Source organism: Pseudomonas sp. GW822-FHT06B12 (assembly GCF_058799675.1).
On sequence record NZ_JBXALR010000005.1, the window covers coordinates 130815 to 152008 of the forward strand.

Annotated in this window: 18 protein-coding genes; 11 read left to right on the forward strand and 7 right to left on the reverse strand. The window is 60.0% G+C overall.

What is annotated here, in order from left to right:
• Window positions 1-29 precede the first annotated feature (29 nt).
• From AC1RKH_RS13000 to AC1RKH_RS13025, 6 genes are read right to left on the reverse strand one after another with little or no spacing between them, the layout of a single operon-like run.
• A complete protein-coding gene (locus AC1RKH_RS13000) occupies window positions 30-1040 on the reverse strand; it encodes a chemotaxis response regulator protein-glutamate methylesterase (protein WP_123428583.1) in 1011 nt (336 codons plus the stop codon).
• On the reverse strand, window positions 1037-3355 hold the full coding sequence (locus AC1RKH_RS13005) for a hybrid sensor histidine kinase/response regulator (RefSeq protein WP_493062337.1): 2319 nt from the start codon (window positions 3353-3355) through the stop codon (window positions 1037-1039). The genes AC1RKH_RS13000 and AC1RKH_RS13005 overlap by 4 nt, the downstream gene beginning before the upstream one ends.
• Complete coding sequence (locus tag AC1RKH_RS13010; protein WP_493062338.1) at window positions 3352-4035, reverse strand: chemotaxis protein CheW; 684 nt, start codon at window positions 4033-4035, stop codon at window positions 3352-3354. Before AC1RKH_RS13010 ends, AC1RKH_RS13005 begins: the two co-directional genes overlap by 4 nt.
• Window positions 4032-5306 (reverse strand): CheR family methyltransferase, encoded by a 1275-nt coding sequence (locus AC1RKH_RS13015; protein ID WP_493062339.1) that lies wholly within the window; start codon window positions 5304-5306, stop codon window positions 4032-4034. The genes AC1RKH_RS13010 and AC1RKH_RS13015 overlap by 4 nt, the downstream gene beginning before the upstream one ends.
• Entirely contained in the window at window positions 5303-5839 is a 537-nt protein-coding gene (locus AC1RKH_RS13020) for a chemotaxis protein CheW (protein WP_493062340.1), read from the reverse strand. The genes AC1RKH_RS13015 and AC1RKH_RS13020 overlap by 4 nt, the downstream gene beginning before the upstream one ends.
• On the reverse strand, window positions 5839-7470 hold the full coding sequence (locus AC1RKH_RS13025) for a methyl-accepting chemotaxis protein (protein WP_493062341.1): 1632 nt from the start codon (window positions 7468-7470) through the stop codon (window positions 5839-5841). The genes AC1RKH_RS13020 and AC1RKH_RS13025 overlap by 1 nt, the downstream gene beginning before the upstream one ends.
• 972 nt (window positions 7471-8442) lie before the next feature.
• Between AC1RKH_RS13025 and AC1RKH_RS13030 the strand changes: the two genes are divergently transcribed.
• From AC1RKH_RS13030 to AC1RKH_RS13080, 11 genes are all read left to right on the forward strand, one after another.
• Entirely contained in the window at window positions 8443-9723 is a 1281-nt protein-coding gene (locus AC1RKH_RS13030) for a glycoside hydrolase family 68 protein (protein WP_123428597.1), read from the forward strand.
• A 284-nt stretch (window positions 9724-10007) separates the two neighbouring features.
• Complete coding sequence (locus tag AC1RKH_RS13035; protein WP_262114844.1) at window positions 10008-10922, forward strand: LysR family transcriptional regulator; 915 nt, start codon at window positions 10008-10010, stop codon at window positions 10920-10922.
• Window positions 10923-11023: 101 nt separating this feature from the next.
• Window positions 11024-12514, forward strand: a complete 1491-nt coding sequence (locus AC1RKH_RS13040; protein WP_493062342.1) for a gamma-aminobutyraldehyde dehydrogenase — start codon at window positions 11024-11026, stop codon at window positions 12512-12514.
• Window positions 12515-12600: 86 nt separating this feature from the next.
• Window positions 12601-13752 carry a putative ABC transporter substrate-binding protein YdcS gene (gene ydcS, locus AC1RKH_RS13045; RefSeq protein WP_493062343.1) on the forward strand — a complete coding sequence of 384 codons (1152 nt, stop codon included), beginning with the start codon at window positions 12601-12603 and terminating at the stop codon, window positions 13750-13752.
• Window positions 13753-13857: 105 nt separating this feature from the next.
• Complete coding sequence (locus tag AC1RKH_RS13050; RefSeq protein ID WP_493062344.1) at window positions 13858-14895, forward strand: ABC transporter ATP-binding protein; 1038 nt, start codon at window positions 13858-13860, stop codon at window positions 14893-14895.
• A gap of 1 nt (window position 14896) precedes the next feature.
• Window positions 14897-15844, forward strand: coding sequence for an ABC transporter permease (locus AC1RKH_RS13055; protein WP_493062345.1), 948 nt, complete (start codon window positions 14897-14899; stop codon window positions 15842-15844).
• On the forward strand, window positions 15834-16658 hold the full coding sequence (locus AC1RKH_RS13060) for an ABC transporter permease (protein ID WP_123428609.1): 825 nt from the start codon (window positions 15834-15836) through the stop codon (window positions 16656-16658). Before AC1RKH_RS13055 ends, AC1RKH_RS13060 begins: the two co-directional genes overlap by 11 nt.
• Before the next feature lie 178 nt (window positions 16659-16836).
• Window positions 16837-18261 carry a gamma-aminobutyraldehyde dehydrogenase gene (locus AC1RKH_RS13065; RefSeq protein ID WP_493062346.1) on the forward strand — a complete coding sequence of 475 codons (1425 nt, stop codon included), beginning with the start codon at window positions 16837-16839 and terminating at the stop codon, window positions 18259-18261.
• Between the two features lie 220 nt (window positions 18262-18481).
• The gene (locus AC1RKH_RS13070; protein ID WP_493062347.1) at window positions 18482-19963 is read left to right on the forward strand and encodes an APC family permease; all 1482 of its coding nucleotides are present in this window, start codon (window positions 18482-18484) and stop codon (window positions 19961-19963) included.
• Between the two features lie 177 nt (window positions 19964-20140).
• Complete coding sequence (locus tag AC1RKH_RS13075) at window positions 20141-20398, forward strand: CopG family ribbon-helix-helix protein (RefSeq protein ID WP_493062348.1); 258 nt, start codon at window positions 20141-20143, stop codon at window positions 20396-20398.
• Window positions 20367-20657 carry a type II toxin-antitoxin system RelE/ParE family toxin gene (locus AC1RKH_RS13080; protein WP_493062349.1) on the forward strand — a complete coding sequence of 97 codons (291 nt, stop codon included), beginning with the start codon at window positions 20367-20369 and terminating at the stop codon, window positions 20655-20657. Before AC1RKH_RS13075 ends, AC1RKH_RS13080 begins: the two co-directional genes overlap by 32 nt.
• 79 nt (window positions 20658-20736) lie before the next feature.
• On the opposite strand, the gene AC1RKH_RS13085 is transcribed toward AC1RKH_RS13080, so the two are convergent.
• Window positions 20737-20922 carry a hypothetical protein gene (locus AC1RKH_RS13085; protein WP_493062350.1) on the reverse strand — a complete coding sequence of 62 codons (186 nt, stop codon included), beginning with the start codon at window positions 20920-20922 and terminating at the stop codon, window positions 20737-20739.
• Window positions 20923-21194 lie beyond the last annotated feature (272 nt).

Genomic DNA, 21194 nt, shown 5'->3' on the forward strand with positions numbered 1-21194 from the left:
AGTCAGGCAATAACAGCGGCAATGATGAATCATTTTGCAAAGATCTCCAGCAATCGTGGCGCTATCTTGTCCAGCGGGCGAATTTCCACAGCAGCATCGATGGCGGCGGCTGCTTTAGGCATGCCATATACCGCACTGCTGCGCTGATCCTGAGCAATGGTCAGGTAGCCCTGCTGGCGCATCAATTTAAGTCCCTGGGCGCCATCGCGCCCCATGCCGGTCAGCAGCACACCGACTGCGTCACCGTTCCAGTAACTGGCCACGCTTTCGAAAAACACGTCGATCGAGGGGCGGTAAATTTCGTTGACCGGCTCGGCGGTGTAGGCCAGCGTACCGTTCTTCAACAAACGGATATGGTGATTGGTGCCCGCCAGCAACACCGTCCCGCTTCGCGGCGGCTCGCCTTCCTGAGCCAGGCGCACATCCAGACCGCTGGCACTGCTGAGCCATTCGGCCATGCCCGCCGCGAACACCTGATCAACGTGCTGAACCAGCACGATGGCCGGCGCAAAATCGCGCGGTAGGCCCTTGAGCAAGACTTCCAGCGCCGCCGGCCCACCGGCGGAAGAACCGATGGCCACCAGGCTCTGGCGTTGTCCGGAGCTGCGCGGATGGGTCGGCGCCGATCGCACGCGGTTACCGCGTTCGCCGATCAGCCAGCCGATATTCAGGATCTTGCGCAGCAGCGGCGCTGCGGCATCTTTCGGATCGCCCGCGCCGAGGGCCGGGGTATCGACCACATCCAGCGCGCCGTGGCCCATGGCCTCGAACACCCGGTGGACATTCTGCTGCCGATCCACCGTGACAATGACGATGGCGCACGGGGTCTCGGCCATGATCCGCCGGGTGGCTTCGACGCCATCCATGACCGGCATGATCAGGTCCATCAGGATCAGGTCCGGGGTGAACTCGGCGCAGCGTTGCACCGCCTCGGCACCGTTGCTGGCGACCCAGACCACCTCATGCGCCGGTTCGAACGCCAAGGCTCGACGCAGGGCCTCCACGGCCATGGGCATATCGTTGACGATAGCGATCTTCATGCGCGCGCTCCTCCTATGAGCTCAACCACTGCATCGAGCAGCGCATCGTCATGAAAGCTGGCCTTGGCTAAATAGTAGTCGGCTCCAGCGTCCAGTCCACGACGACGGTCTTCTTCACGATCCTTGTAGGACACCACCATCACCGGCAGCGATTGCAGCCGATTGTCACGTCGCAACAACGAAACCAGCTCGATCCCGTCCATGCGCGGCATATCAATATCGGTAATCAGCAGATCGAAATCCTCGGCACGCAGCGCGTTCCAGCCATCCATGCCGTCCACCGCAACGGCCACGTCATAACCACGATTGAGCAGCAGCTTGCGTTGCAACTCACGCACCGTCAGTGAGTCATCGACCACCAGAATGCGTTTGCGCGCAACGATGGCGGTCTGTTGGCTGTGCCGGGCGATCCGCTCCAGGCGACCGGTATTGAGCAGTTTGTCCACCGAACGGAGCATGTCTTCGACGTCGACGATCAACACCACCGAACCGTCATCGAGCAAAGCCCCGGCGGAAATGTCCTGAATCTTGCCCAGGCGCTCATCCAGCGGCAGCACCACCAACGTGCGCTCGCCGATAAAGCGCTCGACGGCCACCCCGTACACCGCGTCGCGCTCACGGATGACCACGACTTTGAGTGTCGCCGGGCTGTTCTGACTCGCCGGGCGGTTCAGCAACTGGCTGGCCGCGACCAGGCCAACGTGTCGACCTTCGTGCCAGAAGTGCTGACGACCTTCCACCTGGACGATGTCGTCCGACGCCAAATCGCACATGCGCTCGATGTGCGCCAGTGGAAAGGCATACGCCTCCTCGCCCACTTCCACCACCAGACTGCGCACCACCGACAACGTCAGCGGCACCTCAAGATGGAAACGACTGCCCTCGCCCGCTTTCTGCTCCAGCACCACCGCACCGCGCAACTGGCGGACCATGTGCTGAACCGCATCCAGGCCAACACCACGTCCGGAGACTTCGGTGACCTTGTCGCGCAGGCTGAAGCCCGGCAGGAAGAGGAACGTCAGCAGCTCTTCTTCACTCAACTGCGCTGCGGTCTCGAGCGGTGATAATTGACGCTCGACGATGCTGTGGCGAACCCGCTCCAGGTCCACGCCATTACCGTCATCGCTCAACTCCAGCACCAATAGCCCGGCCTGGTGGGACGCGCGCAAGCGAATCAGCCCTTCGGCAGGCTTGCCGGCCAGCAGGCGCTGTTCAGGCGTTTCGATGCCGTGGTCCACGGCGTTACGCAGCAAATGGGTCAGCGGCGCTTCAAGCTTTTCCAGCACGTCGCGGTCGACCTGAGTCTTTTCGCCCTCGATCTCCAATCGCACCTGCTTACCCAGGCTACGACCCAGATCGCGAACCATCCGCGCCTGCCCGGTCAGTACATCGGCAAACGGCCGCATGCGACAGGCCAATGCCGTGTCGTACAGAACCTGAGCACGCTGACTCGCCTGCCAGGCGAACTCATCAAGCTCAGCGGTTTTCTCCGCCAGCAATTGCTGGGATTCGGCCAACAGCCGCCGTGCATCGCCAAGCGCCTCTTGGGCCTCAAGGCTCAGGTCCTGCTCTTTGAGGTGAACGTTGAGACTTTCCAGGGCGCGCAGGCTGTTGTTCTGCATCCGTTTGAGACGCAGCATCGTCGCCAGGTACGGCTTGAGGCGCTGGGTTTCCACCAGCGATTTACTCGACAGGTCGAGCAGGCTGTTCAAGCGCTCGGCGGTCACCCGCAACACCCGCTCGCCGCCCTCGGTGACGTGTTTGGCTTTGCGCGATGCCGCTACCGATGCTGCGAGCGACGACTCGAGTTCTGCCACAAGATCTGGCGATTCAATCAGCGGTGCCGGCCGTTCGAGTTGCAGCTCGGCCATCGGCGCTTCGGGCGCCAATGACGGCCGCGCTACAACGGGTGCTGCGACCGCCAGGGGATCCAGTAAATGCCCCATCAACGCCACATAGGCTTCGATGTCGCTCGGCCCGACATTGGCGCTGCCCGGCGTCGCGATGCGCATCAGCAAGTCGGTGCCTTGCAGCAGCGCATCAATGTGTTCGGGGCGCAGAAAGAGCCGGCCTTCCTGCGCGCTGACCAGGCAATCTTCCATCACATGGGAAACGCTGACCCCGGCATCCACACCGACAATCCGCGCCGCGCCCTTGAGCGAATGCGCGGCGCGCATGCAGGCTTCCAGATGATCGGCCTGAGTCGGGTCACGTTCCAGCGCCAGCAACCCGGCGCTGAGCACCTGGGTCTGGGCCTCGGCCTCAAGACTGAAGAGTTCCAGCAGTGACGCGTCACGCATTTGATCAGGGGTCATGTCAGGCTCCGGGTCACGGCGGACAACAACTGCTCTTCATCCAGCCAGCGCAGGCTGCGACCTCTGAATTGCAACACGCCACGGGTGTATTTGGCGCTGGCCTGCTGGCCTGATTGAGACGCGGCATCGAGGATCCGCTCATCAATGGCGTGAATCCCGTCCACCTCATCCACCGGCACCACGACCGGACCGCCGTGAGCGGCGATGATCAACATGCGCGGCATGACCCGCACACCCGAGGCGACACCTGTGGTCGCTTCCAACCCCAGCAACTCCACCAGCGACAGACAGGCCACCAGCGCGCCGCGCACGTTCGCCACCCCCAGCAAGGCCCGTGAACGCTGATGCGGCAGCGAATGAATCGTCTGCATCGGCGCCACTTCCACCAGACTGCGGGTCGCCAGGGCGAGCCACTCTTCGCCGAGGCGAAACATCAACAACGAGCGCGTGAGCACATCCGTTTCAACGGTAATGGACGCTTGCGCACGGTCGTCCTGCTGCAAGGCATAACGATCCAGCAAGCGCGTCGCCGCCGCCGAATACACCGCGCAATTGCGGCAGTGAATGTGTTCGATCAGCAATGGGCAGGACTTGTCGCCGTGGATACCGATACGGTTCCAGCAGTCGTCGATGGCCTGGGCATCTTCATGGGTCACGTTCAACGAAACAGAACCGGTCATCGTTTACGCTCACTGTCAGCGGTGCGCTCACTGCGGGCGGCGCGTTCCTGTAATCGACGGGCACCGGCCGTATCCCCCTGGGACGCCAGCAACACCGCCAGGTGGATCAGCGCTTCGGGGTGCTGCGGTTGCAAATAAAGCGCCTTGCGATAAAAACCTTGAGCTTCCAGCACGCTGCCAGCGACATCGCTGAGCAGCCCCAGCCAGTAAAACACCTGAGCCACCGGCTCGTGGCTGCGCAGGTACTGCTCGCAGGCCGCTCGCGCTTCAACGCTCTTACCTTCGTTGGCCAGGGTTGCAATGCTCGCCAGCAGAGCGGCGGCATCAGTGTTCGACAGCGTCTCAACGCTCGGGCGCGGCGCGGGTGCAACGGCGGCAAAAGGTCGGTTGCGTACCGGCGGCGGAACGCTGCGCATCGGCAAACTCACCGGCAACGGTGGTGCAATGAACACCGGCAGCGGTTCGGGTTCAGGCTCGCTGTGACGGCTGAAGGCGAAGGATTGTGGAATACCGATCGAACGCATGCCCAGACGCCCCAGCAGACTGCCTTCGGCCGGGCCGATAAACAGCACGCCGTCCACGTGAGTCAGGCGCTTGAGCACCTCAAAAACCTGCTTCTGAGTAGGCTGATCGAAATAGATCAGCAAGTTGCGACAAAACACGAAGTCATAGGGCGGTTCATTGGCCAGCAGGGCCGGATCCAGCAGATTGCCCACCTGCAAACGTACCTGTTCGCGCACCCGATCGCTGAGGCGATAGCCTTCGTCTTCGGCGCTGAAGTGCCGCTCGCGAAAATCGCTGTGTTGTCCTCGAAAGGAGTTTTTTCCATACAGCGCACGCTTGGCCCGCTCGACCGACAGCGGGCTGACATCCAACCCTTCGACCTTGAACTGGTGCGGCGCCAGCCCGGCATCGAACAACGCCATGGCAATCGAATACGGCTCTTCGCCAGTGGAGCATGGCAGGCTGAGAATCCGCAGCGCACGCATGCCCTTGATCTCGGCCAGACGCTTGAGCGCCAGTTTGGCCAAAGTAGCAAAGGATTCCGGGTAACGAAAAAACCAGGTTTCCGGGACGATCACTGCTTCGATCAGCGCTTGCTGTTCGTCTCGCGAACCTTGCAGACGCTGCCAGTACTCATCCGACGTTTCCACCTGCTGCGCCGCCGTGCGCTGACGCACCGCGCGTTCGATGATCGCCGGGCCGACGGAGCTCACGTCTAGGCCAATGCGTTCTTTGAGGAAGTCGAAAAAACGCTGGTCGCTGCTCATGGGCGCTCCTCAAGCGACGCCAGGTCCAGCGGCGGCGACGGGAACAGCAACGCGTGCACCTGAGCATCCAGCAAGTCCGCGACGCGCACCCATTGCAACAGTCCTTGCGCGTCTTCACGCACCGGCCCTAGATACGGCGCCTGACGGTTATCCAGGCCATAGGGCTGGAAGTCCGCCGGATTGCAACGCAGCGTGTCAGTGGCTTGCTCAAGAATCAGCCCGAGCAATTGCCCCGGCGTAGCGTCATCCGGCTGATAGTGCACCAACACCAATCGAGTGCTGGTACGCGCCTTGGCCGGCTGACCGAACGCCAGGTCGCCGACATCGATCACCGGCACCACCGCGCCACGGTAGGCAAACACCCCTACGACCCATGACGGTGCCTTGGCAATCGGTTTAAGCGGCAGACGTGGCAGCACCTCGACTACTTCAATGGCTTGCAGCGCATAGCGCTCGTCGCCAATGCGAAATACCAGAAACAACGACTGTTTCGGTGCCATGCCCGCACTGCGTTTCGCCACCAGTTCGCTCATCAGACTTTGAATCGCGAGACGCCGCTGCGCAGCCCTACGGCCACCGAACTCAGCTCGTCGATGGCAAAACTGGCCTGGCGCAGGGACTCGACGGTCTGGCTGCTGGCGTCGCCCAACTGCACCAGTGCATGGTTGATCTGTTCAGCGCCCGTGGCCTGGGCCTGCATACCCTCGTTGACCATCAACACCCGAGGCGCCAGCGCCTGAACCTGATGGATGATCTGCGACAGCTGCTCGCCGACCTGCTGCACTTCGGACATGCCGCGACGCACTTCTTCGGAGAATTTGTCCATGCCCATCACACCGGCCGACACCGCCGACTGGATCTCGCGAACCATCTGTTCGATGTCGTAGGTGGCGACAGCGGTCTGGTCCGCCAGACGTCGCACTTCGGTAGCGACCACGGCGAAACCGCGACCGTATTCGCCGGCCTTTTCGGCCTCGATGGCGGCGTTCAGCGACAGCAGGTTGGTCTGATCGGCGACCTTGACGATGGTCACCACCACCTGATTGATGTTGCCGGCCTTCTCGTTGAGGATCGCCAGTTTGGCGTTGACCAGATCAGCCGCGCCCATTACCGAGTGCATGGTCTCTTCCATCCGCGCCAGGCCTTGCTGACCGGAGCCGGCCAGCACCGAGGCCTGATCGGCGGCGGTGGAGACTTCGGTCATGGTGCGCACTAGGTCCCGCGAGGTCGCGGCGATTTCGCGCGAAGTGGCGCCGATTTCGGTGGTGGTGGCCGCGGTTTCCGTGGCGGTCGCCTGTTGCTGTTTGGAGGTGGCGGCGATCTCGGTCACCGAGGTGGTGACCTGTACCGAGGAACGCTGAGCCTGGGACACCAGCGAGGTCAGCTCGGTCATCATGTCGTTGAAGCCGGTTTCCACCGCACCGAACTCGTCCTTGCGATCGAGGTTCAGACGGCTGCTGAGGTCACCGGTGCGCATGATGTCGAGGATCTGCACGATGCGGTTCATTGGCGCCATGATCGCGCGCATTAGCAGCAGGCCGCAGAGGCCGGCGGCAATCACCGCGATCAGCAACGAAACGCCCATGCTGATTTTAGCGGCGGCCACCGCGTCATCAATGGCCGTGGTGGCACGGTCGGCGACAGCCTTGTTGGCGTTGATGATGTCGTTTAGCTTGCTGCGACCTTCACTCCAGGTCGGGTTCAATTGTTCAGTGAAGATCTTCACCGCCTCATCGCCCTGATTGCGCTGATACAAATCGAGAACGGTGGCCTGAGTCTTGATGAACGTCTCACGCAGTTTTACGAAAGCGTCGAAGGCGTCGAGCTCGGCCTGATCCTCATGGCCGTTGAAGGTCTTCCGGTAGTTGACCATTGCCAACTCAAGACGCTCTTCGAAAGACTTGAAATCCGCAGCCTCTGCGGCACCGATGCCTTGCCCCCTTTTCAGGCCGAGCAACTCCTGAGTCAGCATGTAACTGTCGACCCAAGCGCTGCGAATCATCGAACTGTAGTAGACGCCTGGAACGGCATCTTCGCGAACAGCGACCTCGCCGGACTCAATCTTCAGCAAGCGTGAATAAGAGACGACGACCATCAGCAGCATGATGGCGATAATCACCGCAAAGCTCGCCAAAATGCGTTGGCGCAACGTCCAGTTCTTCACAGTCAGTCCTCGGGGCCGTTCAAATGGAGGGGAGTATAGCCGAGGGCGTCTTATTTATAAGACGGTGGCGCATCACTTCTCATCTCCTGAGGAGAAGGCGTTGTCGTGTCTGAAGACGCCATCGCGAGCAGGCTCGCTCCCACATTTGATCCTCAGTGGATACAACGTCCGCGAACGATGGAGATCCAGTGTGGGAGCGAGCCTGCTCGCGATGACGGCATTACATTCAACATCAATGCACTGGCGTGCTACTCCGGCGAATCCGGTGGATCAAGGTGATCCAGCGCCCGATTCACCGCCAACTCGGCCAACGGCGTTGAGGAGCTGCCGTTTTCGTTTCCAGGCGAAAGGGTGGCAGCTGTACGCGGGCTGGAAAACCGAGGCAAAAGGTACCCGGCAGACCCGAAGGTCTCCCACGCACAGCCGCCATAACGCAGAACTGCGAGCACAAAAAAAGCGCCGCAGTATGTCATGTGGCGCGCTGTTGCGCCTTTTTGCTCACGGGTTTCCAGGCCCGGCCGCTGAATAAGCAGCGACCCGGAAACAATAGAGCTGGGCAACAAAGCGTACAAGCCGGGGAGTTCTGGTGGAGTTGTAGGCAGCGACGCAAGGCAACGTAGCCTCGGACCGAGGCTTTGGGGAAAGAATAAACAGATCAGAAATTGCGCATTGGTTTGTGGCGAGCAGAGCGTGCCCTCTGTTGGGCTCGTAACGGTCCAAAAAGATCTTTTCACTTCAAAACCACATCATGCCCCACAGCGGACGACCAGAGGCCTACCGAGAGGAAGGCCTTTTTTGTGCAAAAAATCACCTGATGAAACGTATCAGCTAGCAACAAAAAACCCATAAATTAAAAAAAATGGAATTTTTCCTTGATCTTGAAAATTCACTGACTTACAGTGAAATCACTGTATGGATATACAGTCACTAACGAAGATTCATTTAAATATATTCATGGATGAGGTACTCCCTATGAAAAGCAACACTGAAAAACTTGGTCAGCTTCCCCACCAGCCCAGCTTGTGGACCCGCGCCGACGCGCTGAAAGTTCACGCGGATGATCCGACCACTACCCAGCCGCTGGTCAGTGCGGATTTCCCGGTATTGAGCAACGAGGTGTTCATCTGGGACACCATGCCGCTGCGCGATATGGACGGTAACGTGGCTTCTGTCGACGGCTGGTCGGTCATTTTCACCTTGACGGCAGATCGCCACCCGAATGATCCGGAGTACATCGACGAGAACGGTAATTACGACATCACCCGAGACTGGAACGATCGTCATGGTCGGGCAAAGATGTACTACTGGTTTTCCCGCACCGGTAAAGACTGGCAGTTTGGTGGTCGCGTGATGGCGCAAGGTGTGTCTCCAACCACGCGTGAATGGGCTGGCTCCCCGATTCTGTTGAACGACCAGGGCGATGTGGATTTGTATTACACCGCCGTCACGCCGGGCGCCACGATCGTCAAGGTGCGTGGCCGCGTGGTGACGACTGAACATGGCGTCAGCATGGTAGGCTTCAAAAAGGTTACGTCGCTGTTTGAAGCTGACGGCGAGATCTATCAGACCGAAGCGCAGAATCCGTACTGGGGCTTCCGTGATCCATGGCCGTTCCGCGATCCGAAAGACGGCAAGTTGTACATGCTGTTTGAGGGCAACGTGGCCGGTGAGCGTGGTTCGCACAAGGTCGGCGAAGCTGAAATCGGCGACGTACCGCCGGGCTATGAAGATGTCGGTAACTCGCGCTTCCAAACCGCCTGTGTCGGTATCGCCGTAGCGAATGACGAAGATGGCGACGACTGGGAAATGTTGCCGCCACTGCTGACTGCAGTAGGCGTCAATGACCAGACCGAACGTCCACACTTCCTGTTTCAGGACGGTAAATACTATTTGTTCACCATCAGCCATAAATTCACTTATGCCGACGGTGTGACCGGTCCGGACGGGGTGTACGGTTTCGTGGCGGATTCGCTCTTCGGCCCTTACGTACCACTGAACGGTTCCGGTCTGGTGCTGGGCAACCCCTCTTCCCAGCCATTTCAAACCTATTCACATTACGTGATGCCTAACGGCCTGGTGACTTCGTTCATCGACACCGTACCCACAAAGGAAAGCAACACCGGAATGCAGTTCCGGGTCGGCGGCACTGAAGCACCGACAGTGGGCATCAAGGTGAAAGGGCAGCAGACTTTCGTGGTGGCCGAATATGACTATGGTTACATTCCCCCGATGATTGATGTAACGCTGAAATAGTATCGAAGCTACACAGGGCCTTCAGGCACCGGGTTTGAATTCGATAACAAACTCGTTGTGGATATGATCGAGATATCCGCGCCTGACTCATTGCGACTTGATCGGGAGCCGCATTGAACAATGCGTAACATCGACCCTTCGGAACTGGCTGCAAGGATGCAGCCAGTAACGGGTCTCTCCCCCCTTTCTCCCCCCCCACCCCAACCAAGCCCATGCCTGGGCATCGATTAAAAAGATATACACTCGGGCAAATCTATAAAAACCGCCCACCGGGTATCTTCACCATGATGACCTTGCGCCAGATCCGTCACTTCATCGCCGTGGCCGAGACCGGCTCGATCTCGGCTGCCGCGCAAGCGGTGTACATCTCCCAGTCCACCTTGACCCTGGCCATCCAGCAGCTTGAGCAGGAAATTGGCGTCAGCCTGTTCAATCGCCACGCCAAGGGCATGACCCTGACGCACCAGGGCCATCAATTCCTGCGTCAGGCGCACTTGATTCTGGCCACGGTCGACAACGCCAAACGCAGCCTTCAGCAAAGTACCGATCAGGTCGCCGGCCAATTGATCATCGGCGTGACCAGTCTGGTGGCCGGTTATTACCTCGCCGATTTGCTCACCCGTTTTCAGCGCGCCTACCCCAACGTGGAGATTCGCGTGATGGAAGACGAGCGGCCCTACATTGAGCACTTGCTGGTCAGCGGCGAAATTGATGTCGGGGTGCTGATCCTCTCCAACCTGGAAGATCGCCATGCACTGCAAACCGAGGTGCTGACCCATTCGCCTCATCGCTTGTGGCTGCCGGCCCAGCACCCGTTGCTGGAGCACGACAGCATCAACCTCGCCGATGTCGCCCGCGAGCCGTTGATTCAGCTCAACGTCGATGAAATGGACCGCAACGCCCAACGCATGTGGTCAGCAGCCTCCTTGCAGCCGCGCATCACCTTGCGCACGGCCTCCACCGAAGCCGTTCGAAGCCTGGTGGCGGCCGGCCTTGGCGTGTCGATTCAACCCGACATGACCTACCGACCTTGGTCGCTGGAGGGCGACATCATTGAAGCGCGAGCGATTGCGGACCTGAGCCAAACTCTCGATGTCGGCCTGGCCTGGCGCCGTGGCACTGCGCGCCCGGCCTTGGTTGATCCGTTCCTGACCGTCGCCCGCGAGCAGCCTCACGGTGGGCGCAAGCCATCTATTTAATCGAATGCTGCATTCAGTATTTAGTATTTGTCGTCCGCAAGCCCGACCACTAGTCTCTGGACATCAATAAGACGGTCGGGCCCCCAGTCACAGGGAGCACCATGACCACACAAGAAAAGAGAACCCGAAAAATGCCTGGCGCGCAGACCCCGTTGTTCACCGCATTGCTGATCGATGGTGAATTAGTCGCAGGTCAGGGCTTTGTCGAACCGATCATCAATCCGGCCACCGGTGAAGTGCTGACGCACATCGCCGAAGCCAGCACCGAACAAGTCGAAGCCGCCATCCTCGCCGCCCACCGCGCCTTCGCCGGTTGGTCGCGAACCACCCCGCAACAACGCTCGAACATCCTGCTGGACATCGCCAACGCGGTGGAAAAGCACGCCGATCTCCTCGCCCGACTCGAATCGCTGAACTGCGGCAAGCCGTTGCACCTGGCCCGTCAGGACGATTTGAGCGCCACAGTCGACGTGTTTCGCTTCTTCGCTGGTGCCGTACGCTGCCAGACCGGCCAGCTCAGCGGTGAATACCTGCCGGGTTACACCAGCATGGTGCGTCGCGATCCGATTGGCGTCGTAGCGTCCATCGCGCCGTGGAACTACCCGATCATGATGGCCGCGTGGAAAATCGCCCCGGCCCTGGCCGCCGGCAACACACTGGTGTTCAAGCCCTCCGAACATACGCCGCTGTCGATCCTCGCCCTCGCGCCGGCACTGGCTGAAATCCTCCCGCGCGGGGTGATCAACATTATTTGCGGCGGTGGTGAAGGCGTCGGCAGCCATTTGGTCAGCCACCCGAAAGTGCGCATGGTCTCGCTGACCGGCGACATCGTCACCGGGCAGAAGATTCTGCAGGCCGCCGCCAAAACCCTGAAACGCACCCACCTGGAACTCGGCGGTAAAGCGCCGGTGATCGTCTGCAACGACGCTGACATTCAAGCGGTGGTCGAAGGCGTGCGCAGTTACGGTTACTACAACGCCGGGCAAGATTGCACCGCCGCCTGCCGGATTTATGCACAGGCCGGCATTCACGACACATTGGTAGCCGAACTCGGTGCCGCCGTCAGCAGCCTGCGCTTCGCCGGTAAACGCGATGCCGACAACGAACTCGGCCCGCTGATCAGCACCCGCCAGCGCGACCGCGTGGCCAGTTTTGTCGAACGCGCCCTTGGCCAGCCACACATCGAACGAGTGACCGGCGCGGCAGTGCATTCCGGTGCCGGTTTCTACTACCAGCCCACCCTGCTGGCCGGCTGCAAACAAAGCGATGAAATCGTCCAGCGCGAAGTGTTCGGGCCAGTAGTCACCGTGACCCGCTTCGAGGAGCTTGCGCAAGCGGTGGACTGGGCCAATGACTCGGAATACGGCCTCGCGTCATCGGTCTGGACCCAAAACCTCGACAAGGCGATGCAGGTGGCGGCGCGCTTGCAGTACGGCTGCACCTGGATCAACAGCCATTTCATGCTGGTCAGCGAAATGCCCCATGGCGGCTTGAAGCGCTCGGGTTACGGCAAAGACTTATCCAGCGATTCGCTCCAGGACTACAGCGTGGTGCGACACATCATGGCGCGCCACGGCAACGATCTGAAATAACCGCACTACGCTAACAACCAGCCGAAAAGGCCAGCTACATCACGTTCAAAACTGCCCCGACCATAATTAAAGAAGAGGGAAACCCCATGTTCGTGCACAAGACCGCACTGTTCAGTGCAATCACCACCGCCTTGCTGGCCAGCGCCAGTATTCAGGCCGCCGAACCGCTGAAAGCCGTTGGCGCTGGCGAAGGCCAACTGGATATCGTCGCCTGGCCGGGCTACATCGAACGTGGCGAAAGCGATAAGGCCTACGACTGGGTCACCGGTTTCGAGAAAGAAACCGGCTGCAAGGTCAGCGTCAAAACCGCTGCTACTTCTGACGAAATGGTTAGCCTGATGGCCAAGGGCGGTTACGACCTGGTGACCGCGTCCGGCGACGCCTCGTTGCGTTTGATCGGCGGCAAACGTGTGCAGCCGATCAACACCGCGCTGATCCCGAACTGGAAAAACATCGACCCGCGCCTCAAGGACGGGCCTTGGTACGTGGTCAACAAACAGGTTTACGGCACGCCTTATCAGTGGGGCCCGAACGTGCTGATGTACAACACCAACGTTTTCAAGACTGCGCCTGACAGCTGGAGCGTGGTGTTCGACCCGCAAAACCTGCCGGACGGCAAGGCCAACAAGGGACGCGTGCAAGCTTATGACGGGCCGATCTACATCGCCGACGCCGCGCTGTACCTGAAGTCAACCAAACCGGAACTGGGCATCAAGAACCCTTACGAACTGACCGAAACCCAGTACAAGGCCGTGCTCGACCTGCTGCGCGCTCAGCAGCCGCTGGTGCACCGCTACTGGCATGACGCGACCGTGCAGATGAGCGACTTCAAGAACGAAGGCGTCGCGGCTTCCAGCACCTGGGGTTACATGGTCAACGGCCTGCAAGCCGACAAGCAACCGGTGGCCTCGACCATTCCGAAAGAAGGCGTTACGGGCTGGGCCGACACCACCATGTTGCACGCCGACGCCAAACACCCGAACTGCGCCTACATGTGGATGGACTGGTCGCTGCAACCCAAAGTCCAGGGTGACGTAGCCGCATGGTTCGGCTCGCTGCCAGCCGTACCGGCGGCCTGCACCGGAAGTGAACTGCTGGGCGCCGAAGGCTGCAAAACCAACGGTTTCGACCAGTTCGACAAGATCGCCTTCTGGAAAACCCCACAGGCTGAAGGCGGCAAGTTCGTGCCTTATAGCCGCTGGACCCAGGATTACATCGCGATCATGGGCGGTCGTTAAGCCCTCTTCGCGAGCAAGCTCGCTCCCACAATTGATCGCATTCCCCTGTGGGAGCGAGCTTGCTCGCGATGCTTTTAAAGATTTCAGATTTTGGAGCACCGCACCATGACGCTTGCAGTCCAGTTCACCAACGTTTCCCGTCAGTTCGGCGAAGTGAAAGCCGTCGACCGGGTTTCCATCGACATCCAGGACGGCGAGTTCTTTTCCATGCTCGGCCCATCCGGCTCGGGCAAAACCACCTGCTTGCGGCTGATCGCCGGTTTCGAACAACCGAGCGCAGGCTCGATCCGCATTCACGGCTTCGAGGCCGCCGGTTTGCCGCCCTATCAACGTGATGTGAACACCGTGTTCCAGGATTACGCGCTGTTCCCGCACATGAACGTTCGCGACAACGTCGCTTACGGTTTGAAGGTCAAAGGCGTCGGCAAAACCGAGCGCATCAAACGCGCCGAGGAGGCTCTCGACATGGTCGCCCTCGGCGGATATGGCGAGCGTAAACCGGTGCAACTGTCCGGTGGCCAACGTCAGCGCGTGGCTCTGGCCCGCGCCCTGGTCAATCGCCCGCGGGTGCTGCTGCTCGATGAGCCATTGGGCGCACTCGATCTGAAGCTGCGCGAACAAATGCAAGGCGAGCTGAAGAAGCTCCAGCGCCAACTCGGCATCACCTTCATCTTCGTGACTCACGACCAGACCGAAGCGCTGTCGATGTCCGACCGCGTGGCAGTGTTCAACAAGGGCCGCATCGAGCAGGTCGACACCCCGCGCAACCTGTACATGAAACCGGTGACCACCTTCGTCGCCGAATTCGTCGGCACCTCCAACGTGATTCGCGGCGATCTGGCCCAACAGCTGAGCGGCCATCCGCAGCCGTTCTCGATTCGTCCGGAACACGTGCGCTTCGCCGAAGGCCCAAAGGCCAGCCATGAAATCGAAGTCAGCGGCCTGCTGCACGACATCCAGTATCAGGGCAGCGCCACGCGTTACGAGATGAAGCTGGAAAACGGTCAGACCCTGAACATCAGCCAGGCCAACAACCAGTGGCTGGACGTCAGCGCCCAGCATCAGACCGGTCAACTTATCCGTGCACGCTGGGCCCGCGAGGCCATGATTCCGTTGCACGACACCGTTGCGGGCGGGGTCTGAGATGAACAGCGTGACCATGACCCAAACCCCGGCCGGCAGCTCGCCGTTGCGCAGGTTTTCCAACCTGCTGTATCGCCGACCCAACCTGTACCTCGCGATGTTGCTGGTGCCGCCGCTGATCTGGTTCGGGGCGATCTATTTAGGTTCGCTGCTGACACTGCTGTGGCAGGGTTTCTACACCTTCGACGACTTCACCATGGCGGTCACGCCCGAGCTGACCCTGGCGAACTTCGCGGCGCTGTTCAACCCTTCGAACTTCGACATCATCCTGCGCACCTTGAGCATGGCCATCGTGGTCTCGATCGCCAGCGCCATCGTCGCGTTTCCGATTGCCTACTACATGGCGCGCTACACCACCGGCAACACCAAGGCGTTTTTCTACATCGCGGTGATGATGCCGATGTGGGCCAGTTACATCGTCAAGGCTTACGCCTGGACCCTGTTGCTGGCCAAGGGTGGCGTGGCGCAGTGGTTCGTTCAGCACCTGGGGCTGGAGCCGGTATTGCAGTTCGTGCTGGGGATTCCCGGCGTGGGCGGCAGCACCCTGTCGACCTCCCATCTGGGCCGTTTCATGGTATTCGTCTACATCTGGCTGCCGTTCATGATCCTGCCCATCCAGGCATCGCTGGAACGCCTGCCGCCCTCCTTGCTGCAAGCCTCCGCCGACCTCGGCGCCAAGCCGCACCAGACCTTCATGCAGGTGATTTTGCCGCTGTCGATTCCAGGCATTGCGGCCGGTTCGATCTTCACCTTCTCGCTGACCCTCGGTGACTTCATCGTGCCGCAACTGATCGGCCCGCCAGGTTACTTCGTCGGCAGCATGGTGTACGCCCAGCAAGGCGCTATCGGCAACATGCCAATGGCGGCTGCGTTTACGTTGGTGCCGATCGTGCTGATCGCCATCTACCTGTCCATCGTCAAACGTCTGGGGGCCTTCGATGCGCTCTGATTCTTCATCTCAAGGGCAGGCTTCTTTGGGCCTGCGCATTGCAGCCTGGGGCGGGTTGGTGTTTCTGCACTTCCCGATCCTGATCATCTTCCTGTACGCCTTCAACACTGAAGATGCAGCGTTCAGTTTTCCGCCCCAAGGCTTCACCCTGAAGTGGCTCAGCGTGGCGTTCGCGCGACCTGACGTGCTGGAAGCGATCAAGCTCTCGCTGCAGATCGCCGCGATCGCGACCTTGATCGCCATGGTCCTGGGGACGCTGGCCTCGGCCGCGCTGTACCGCCGCGACTTCTTCGGCAAGCAGGGCATTTCGCTGATGCTGATCCTGCCGATTGCGTTGCCGGGGATCATCACCGGTATCGCGCTGTTGGCGACGTTCAAGACACTGGGCATCGAGCCCGGGATGTTCACCATCATCGTCGGTCACGCGACCTTCTGTGTGGTGATCGTCTACAACAACGTTATCGCCCGCCTGCGCCGTACCTCGTACAGCTTGATCGAAGCGTCGATGGATCTGGGCGCCGACGGCTGGCAGACCTTCCGCTACATCGTCCTGCCGAACCTCGGCTCGGCATTGCTGGCCGGCGGCATGTTGGCGTTCGCCCTGTCGTTCGACGAAATCATCGTTACCACCTTCACCGCTGGCCACGAACGCACCTTGCCGCTGTGGCTGCTCAATCAGCTCAGCCGCCCACGCGACGTACCGGTGACCAACGTGGTGGCGATGCTGGTGATGCTCGTGACCATGCTGCCGATCCTCGGCGCCTATTACCTGACTCGCGGCGGCGAAAGCGTCGCGGGCAGCGGCGGTAAATAACCAACAACGACTACTCACTGTGGGAACCGGTTCAAATGTGGGAGCGGGCTTGCTCGCGAAAGCGGTGTATCAGCCAACATCAATGTTGAATGTCATGGCCCCTTCGCGAGCAAGCCCGCTCCCACATTAGGTTCGGTTCTCACAGAGGAAAAACAACTGCTTCGAAGAGGACAATGCCATGCAAACCAAACTGCTGATCAACGGCCAGCTTGTCGCCGGCGAAGGCCCCGCCCAACCGGTATTCAACCCGGCTCTGGGCCGGGTGCTTGTAGAAATCAACGAAGCCAGCGAAGCCCAGGTCGACGCCGCTGTGCGAGCTGCCGATGCCGCGTTTGAAAGCTGGTCGCAGACTTCACCGAAAGACCGTTCGTTACTGTTGCTCAAACTCGCCGATGTCATCCAGGCCCACGGTGAAGAGCTGGCCAAGCTTGAGTCGGACAACTGCGGCAAACCCTACAGTGCCGCGCTGAACGACGAGATCCCGGCGATTGCCGATGTGTTCCGCTTCTTCGCTGGCGCCAGCCGTTGCATGAGCGGGATGGCTGGCGGTGAATACCTGCCGGGGCACACCTCGATGATCCGCCGCGACCCGGTGGGCGTGATCGCCTCCATCGCACCGTGGAATTACCCGCTGATGATGGTCGCCTGGAAAATCGCCCCGGCCCTGGCTGCCGGTAATACCGTGGTGCTCAAGCCGTCGGAGCAAACCCCGTTGACCGCGCTGCGTCTGGCCGAACTGGCGTCGGAGATTTTCCCGGCTGGCGTGCTCAACCTGGTATTCGGCCGTGGGCCTACGGTCGGTAGCCCGTTGGTCACCCACCCGAAAGTGCGCATGGTGTCGTTGACCGGCTCCATCGCCACCGGCTCGAACATCATTTCCAGCACCGCCGACAGCGTCAAACGCATGCACATGGAATTGGGTGGCAAAGCCCCGGTGATCATCTTCAACGACGCCGACCTCGACGCCGCCGTGGAAGGCATCCGCACCTTTGGCTTCTACAACGCTGGCCAGGATTGCACCGCCGCCTGCCGCATCTACGCCCAGGCAGGCATCTACGAAAAATTCGTCGAGAAGCTTGGTGTGGCCGTCAGCAGCATCAAATACGGTTTGCAGGATGACCCAACCACCGAGCTGGGCCCGCTGATCACCGCCCAGCATCGCGACCGTGTCGCCGGTTTCGTCGAGCGCGCCATCGCACAACCGCACATCCGTTTGATCACGGGCGGGAAAATCGTCGACGGCAACGGGTTCTTCTTCGAGCCGACGGTGTTGGCCGACGCCCAGCAAGACGACGAGATCGTCCGCCGCGAAGTGTTCGGACCGGTGGTGTCGGTCACCCAATTCACTGATGAAGCACAGGTGCTGGCGTGGGCCAACGATTCGGACTACGGCCTGGCGTCGTCAGTGTGGACCGCCAATGTCGGCCGCGCTCACCGCCTCGCCGCCCGCTTGCAGTACGGCTGCACCTGGGTGAACACGCACTTCATGCTGGTCAGCGAAATGCCACACGGCGGTCAGAAACTCTCCGGTTATGGCAAGGATATGTCCATGTACGGGCTGGAGGACTACACCACCGTAAGGCATGTGATGTTCAAGCATTAAAAGCATCGCGAGCAAGCTCGCTCCCACAAGGACGGCACTGAACCTGTGGGAGCGAGCTTGCTCGCGATGGCCTCACCTCGATCTCATGGACGAACTCGGCGATTCACACCAGGGACTCACTGCAACACAAAACAATAACCACCGATCCGGGTTGAGCCGTCATGGCCCAGCCACGGTTTCGGACATCCGAAATCTGCCGATTTTCCGGAGCATCAACACCATGACTCTACCCGAACTCCCTGCAATCGCCGCCGACAGCGATGCCGAGCAGCTACGCAAGCTGGGCTACACCTCGAACTTCAATCGCAGCATGAGCCTGTGGGAAAACTTCGCACTGGGCTTCACTTACCTCTCCCCGGTCGTAGGGGTTTATACCCTGTTCGGCCTGTGCCTGGCCGCCGGTGGACCGCCGATGTTCTGGGCGTATTTGCTGGTCGGTTGCGGCCAACTGCTGGTCTGCCTGATCTTCGGTGAAGTGGTCTCGCAGTTCCCGATTTCCGGCGGTGTCTATCCGTGGGCTCGTCGCTTGGTGGGCAAACGCTGGGCGTGGATGGTCGGCTGGATCTACTCCATCGCCCTGTGCGTGACCATCGCGGCCGTTGCCGTCGGTGCCGGTCCTTACCTGGCGGCGATGATGGGTTTTGAACCGAGCAATAACACCAACATCGTCATCGCCCTGCTGCTGACCCTGTTCGCCACTCTGGTGAACCTCAGCGGCACCAAAGTGCTCGCACGTATCGCCATGTTCGGCTTCCTCTGCGAGCTGGTCGGTGCGGTGATCGTCGGCGTGTACCTGTTAATTTTCGAGCGCCATCAGCCGCTGAGCGTGCTGTTCAACACCTTTGATATCCGCGTCGACGGTTCCTACCTGCCGGCGTTCCTGACCGCATCCTTGGCCGGGATGTTTCTGTACTACGGCTTCGAGGCCTGCGGCGACGTGGCCGAAGAAACCCCGAACCCGAGCAAGCAGATTCCGGTAGCCATGCGCATGACCATCTACATCGGTGGCATCGCAGCGATGTTCGCCTGCCTGGCGCTGATTCTGGCGGTGCCGGATATGCAAGCGGTGATCAACGGCACTGACAAGGACCCGGTGACCACCATCCTCAACAACGCCTTCGGCCCGGTCGGTTCGAAAGTAGTGATGGGTGTGGTAATGATTTCCTTCATCTCCTGCGTCATCAGCCTGCAAGCCGCAGCCAGCCGTCTGCTGTATTCCTACGCTCGTGATGAAATGGTCATCGGTAGTGCGCTGCTGAAAAAGATTTCGCCTACAACGCAGGTTCCGGTTGCCGCGCTATTCGTGTCTGGCGTCCTCCCAGCACTGATTATTGCCCTCGGCTTTTTCCTGCAAGACGCCGTCGCCACCATCGTCAGCTTCGCGGCCATCGGCATCTACCTGGCGTTCCAGATGATCGTCCTCGCCGCCCTCTACGCTCGCGCCCGCGGCTGGAAACCCAGCGGCAAGTTCACACTGGGCGCCTGGGGTCTACCGGTAAACATCGGCGCGCTGGTCTATGGCGTTGGCGCCATCATCAACATGGCCTGGCCACGCACGCCGGATGCGGCGTGGTACATCAACTACGCCATGGTCTTGAGCACCGCCATCGTCATCGGCCTGGGCCTGCTCTACATGTGGCTCTGTAAACCGTATGACCATGGTACTGCCCCGGCGGGTGATGCCTGGCGAATCAGTCGGTAGCGACTGACAACCACTGGAGGGAACAAGCATTTAGCAACACATCGCTCCCCCCTCCAGCACCTACCCCGCTAAGATTTCCTGACACCGCGCGCACAACCGCGGTTGACTGAAATCTTGGCAGGGCCTAGTGTGCGTTTACGTCGTTTACAACGTATACACACTCACAGGAGAGCCGCGATGGCCTCGCCCGTTTTGTCCTTTCGAGTCGAAGAAACTCTTGCCCAGCAGCTGGATCAGCTTGCAGCAGCGACCGATCGTGACCGTCAATACCACCTCAAGCGTGCACTGGTGCGTTATGTAGAGGCCGAGTCCTGGCACCTGCAAGCGATCAGCGAAGGTATTGCCGATGCCGATGCTGGAAAACTTACTGATCTGGACGCCGTGAAGGCTAAGTGGGCAAATCGTGCCGAGAGTCGCACTGACCGAGAAAGCTGAGAGTGACCTGGACGCCATTCATGAACACTATTGCGGGCTGATTGGCGCAGCCGCTGCCAACGATATGGTGACAAGCATCCTCAATACTTTTGGCCAGCTTGAACTGTTCCCCGGCTCAGGACGTCCGTCACTGGTACCCGATGTACGTGAGCTTGTCCTGAATCAGCTTCCATTTATTGCGCCTTATCGGCTGGTACTCGGCCAAGTGCAGATTCTGCGGATATTGCATCAACGAACCGAGCGTAATCAGGAGTGGTGATACTCAATGCCATCGGGGCTGATGCACAAGACAAACAGCCCCTCCCAAAAGCGAACATGGGAGAGGCTGTTAAGCCGCCTCAAAACCGCGAAACACGGTGCATCGCATCCGCCAGATAGCGCATTGCAATGCGGTCATTCTCCGATAACGCTCGATACTGCTCGACGAGTTTCACCTCCTCTGAACTGAGCCGGCGCGACCGTCGCGAGATGCTCAAGCCTGAGAAAATCCCCCAAAATCCGATGATGCCTTGCGCTTTTTCCATGGACGATGTCCCTCTGCACGTGAACTGAAACTTCAGCTACCTCATCGCCCTGCTCCTTCTTCAGCAGCGACCGGCACCTGCCAGGCTGCTGCTGAACGTTTACCGGCCTCAAGGGCAAGGGCCGGTCATGAGCCTAAGAATAGGGACAAAAAAAAGTTTGCGGGCTGTTTTTAGAGTAATTAGTCAAATAAATGAAAACGCTTATTTGAAACGCTACGTTGATTTAAAAAACAGATGAATATCCTCGGGCTCCAGCGGGTGTTTCCACGAAG

Excerpts from the sequence above, each read along its gene's own strand:
- AC1RKH_RS13000 (WP_123428583.1), bottom strand. The coding sequence starts at position 1,040 with ATGAAGATCGCTATCGTCAACGATATGCCCATGGCCGTGGAGGCCCTG.
- AC1RKH_RS13005 (WP_493062337.1), bottom strand. The coding sequence starts at position 3,355 with ATGACCCCTGATCAAATGCGTGACGCGTCACTGCTGGAACTCTTCAGT.
- AC1RKH_RS13010 (WP_493062338.1), bottom strand. The coding sequence starts at position 4,035 with ATGACCGGTTCTGTTTCGTTGAACGTGACCCATGAAGATGCCCAGGCC.
- AC1RKH_RS13015 (WP_493062339.1), bottom strand. The coding sequence starts at position 5,306 with ATGAGCAGCGACCAGCGTTTTTTCGACTTCCTCAAAGAACGCATTGGC.
- AC1RKH_RS13020 (WP_493062340.1), bottom strand. The coding sequence starts at position 5,839 with ATGAGCGAACTGGTGGCGAAACGCAGTGCGGGCATGGCACCGAAACAG.
- AC1RKH_RS13030 (WP_123428597.1), top strand. The coding sequence starts at position 8,443 with ATGAAAAGCAACACTGAAAAACTTGGTCAGCTTCCCCACCAGCCCAGC.
- AC1RKH_RS13035 (WP_262114844.1), top strand. The coding sequence starts at position 10,008 with ATGATGACCTTGCGCCAGATCCGTCACTTCATCGCCGTGGCCGAGACC.
- AC1RKH_RS13040 (WP_493062342.1), top strand. The coding sequence starts at position 11,024 with ATGACCACACAAGAAAAGAGAACCCGAAAAATGCCTGGCGCGCAGACC.
- ydcS (WP_493062343.1), top strand. The coding sequence starts at position 12,601 with ATGTTCGTGCACAAGACCGCACTGTTCAGTGCAATCACCACCGCCTTG.
- AC1RKH_RS13050 (WP_493062344.1), top strand. The coding sequence starts at position 13,858 with ATGACGCTTGCAGTCCAGTTCACCAACGTTTCCCGTCAGTTCGGCGAA.
- AC1RKH_RS13055 (WP_493062345.1), top strand. The coding sequence starts at position 14,897 with ATGAACAGCGTGACCATGACCCAAACCCCGGCCGGCAGCTCGCCGTTG.
- AC1RKH_RS13060 (WP_123428609.1), top strand. The coding sequence starts at position 15,834 with ATGCGCTCTGATTCTTCATCTCAAGGGCAGGCTTCTTTGGGCCTGCGC.
- AC1RKH_RS13065 (WP_493062346.1), top strand. The coding sequence starts at position 16,837 with ATGCAAACCAAACTGCTGATCAACGGCCAGCTTGTCGCCGGCGAAGGC.
- AC1RKH_RS13070 (WP_493062347.1), top strand. The coding sequence starts at position 18,482 with ATGACTCTACCCGAACTCCCTGCAATCGCCGCCGACAGCGATGCCGAG.
- AC1RKH_RS13075 (WP_493062348.1), top strand. The coding sequence starts at position 20,141 with ATGGCCTCGCCCGTTTTGTCCTTTCGAGTCGAAGAAACTCTTGCCCAG.
- AC1RKH_RS13085 (WP_493062350.1), bottom strand. The coding sequence starts at position 20,922 with ATGGAAAAAGCGCAAGGCATCATCGGATTTTGGGGGATTTTCTCAGGC.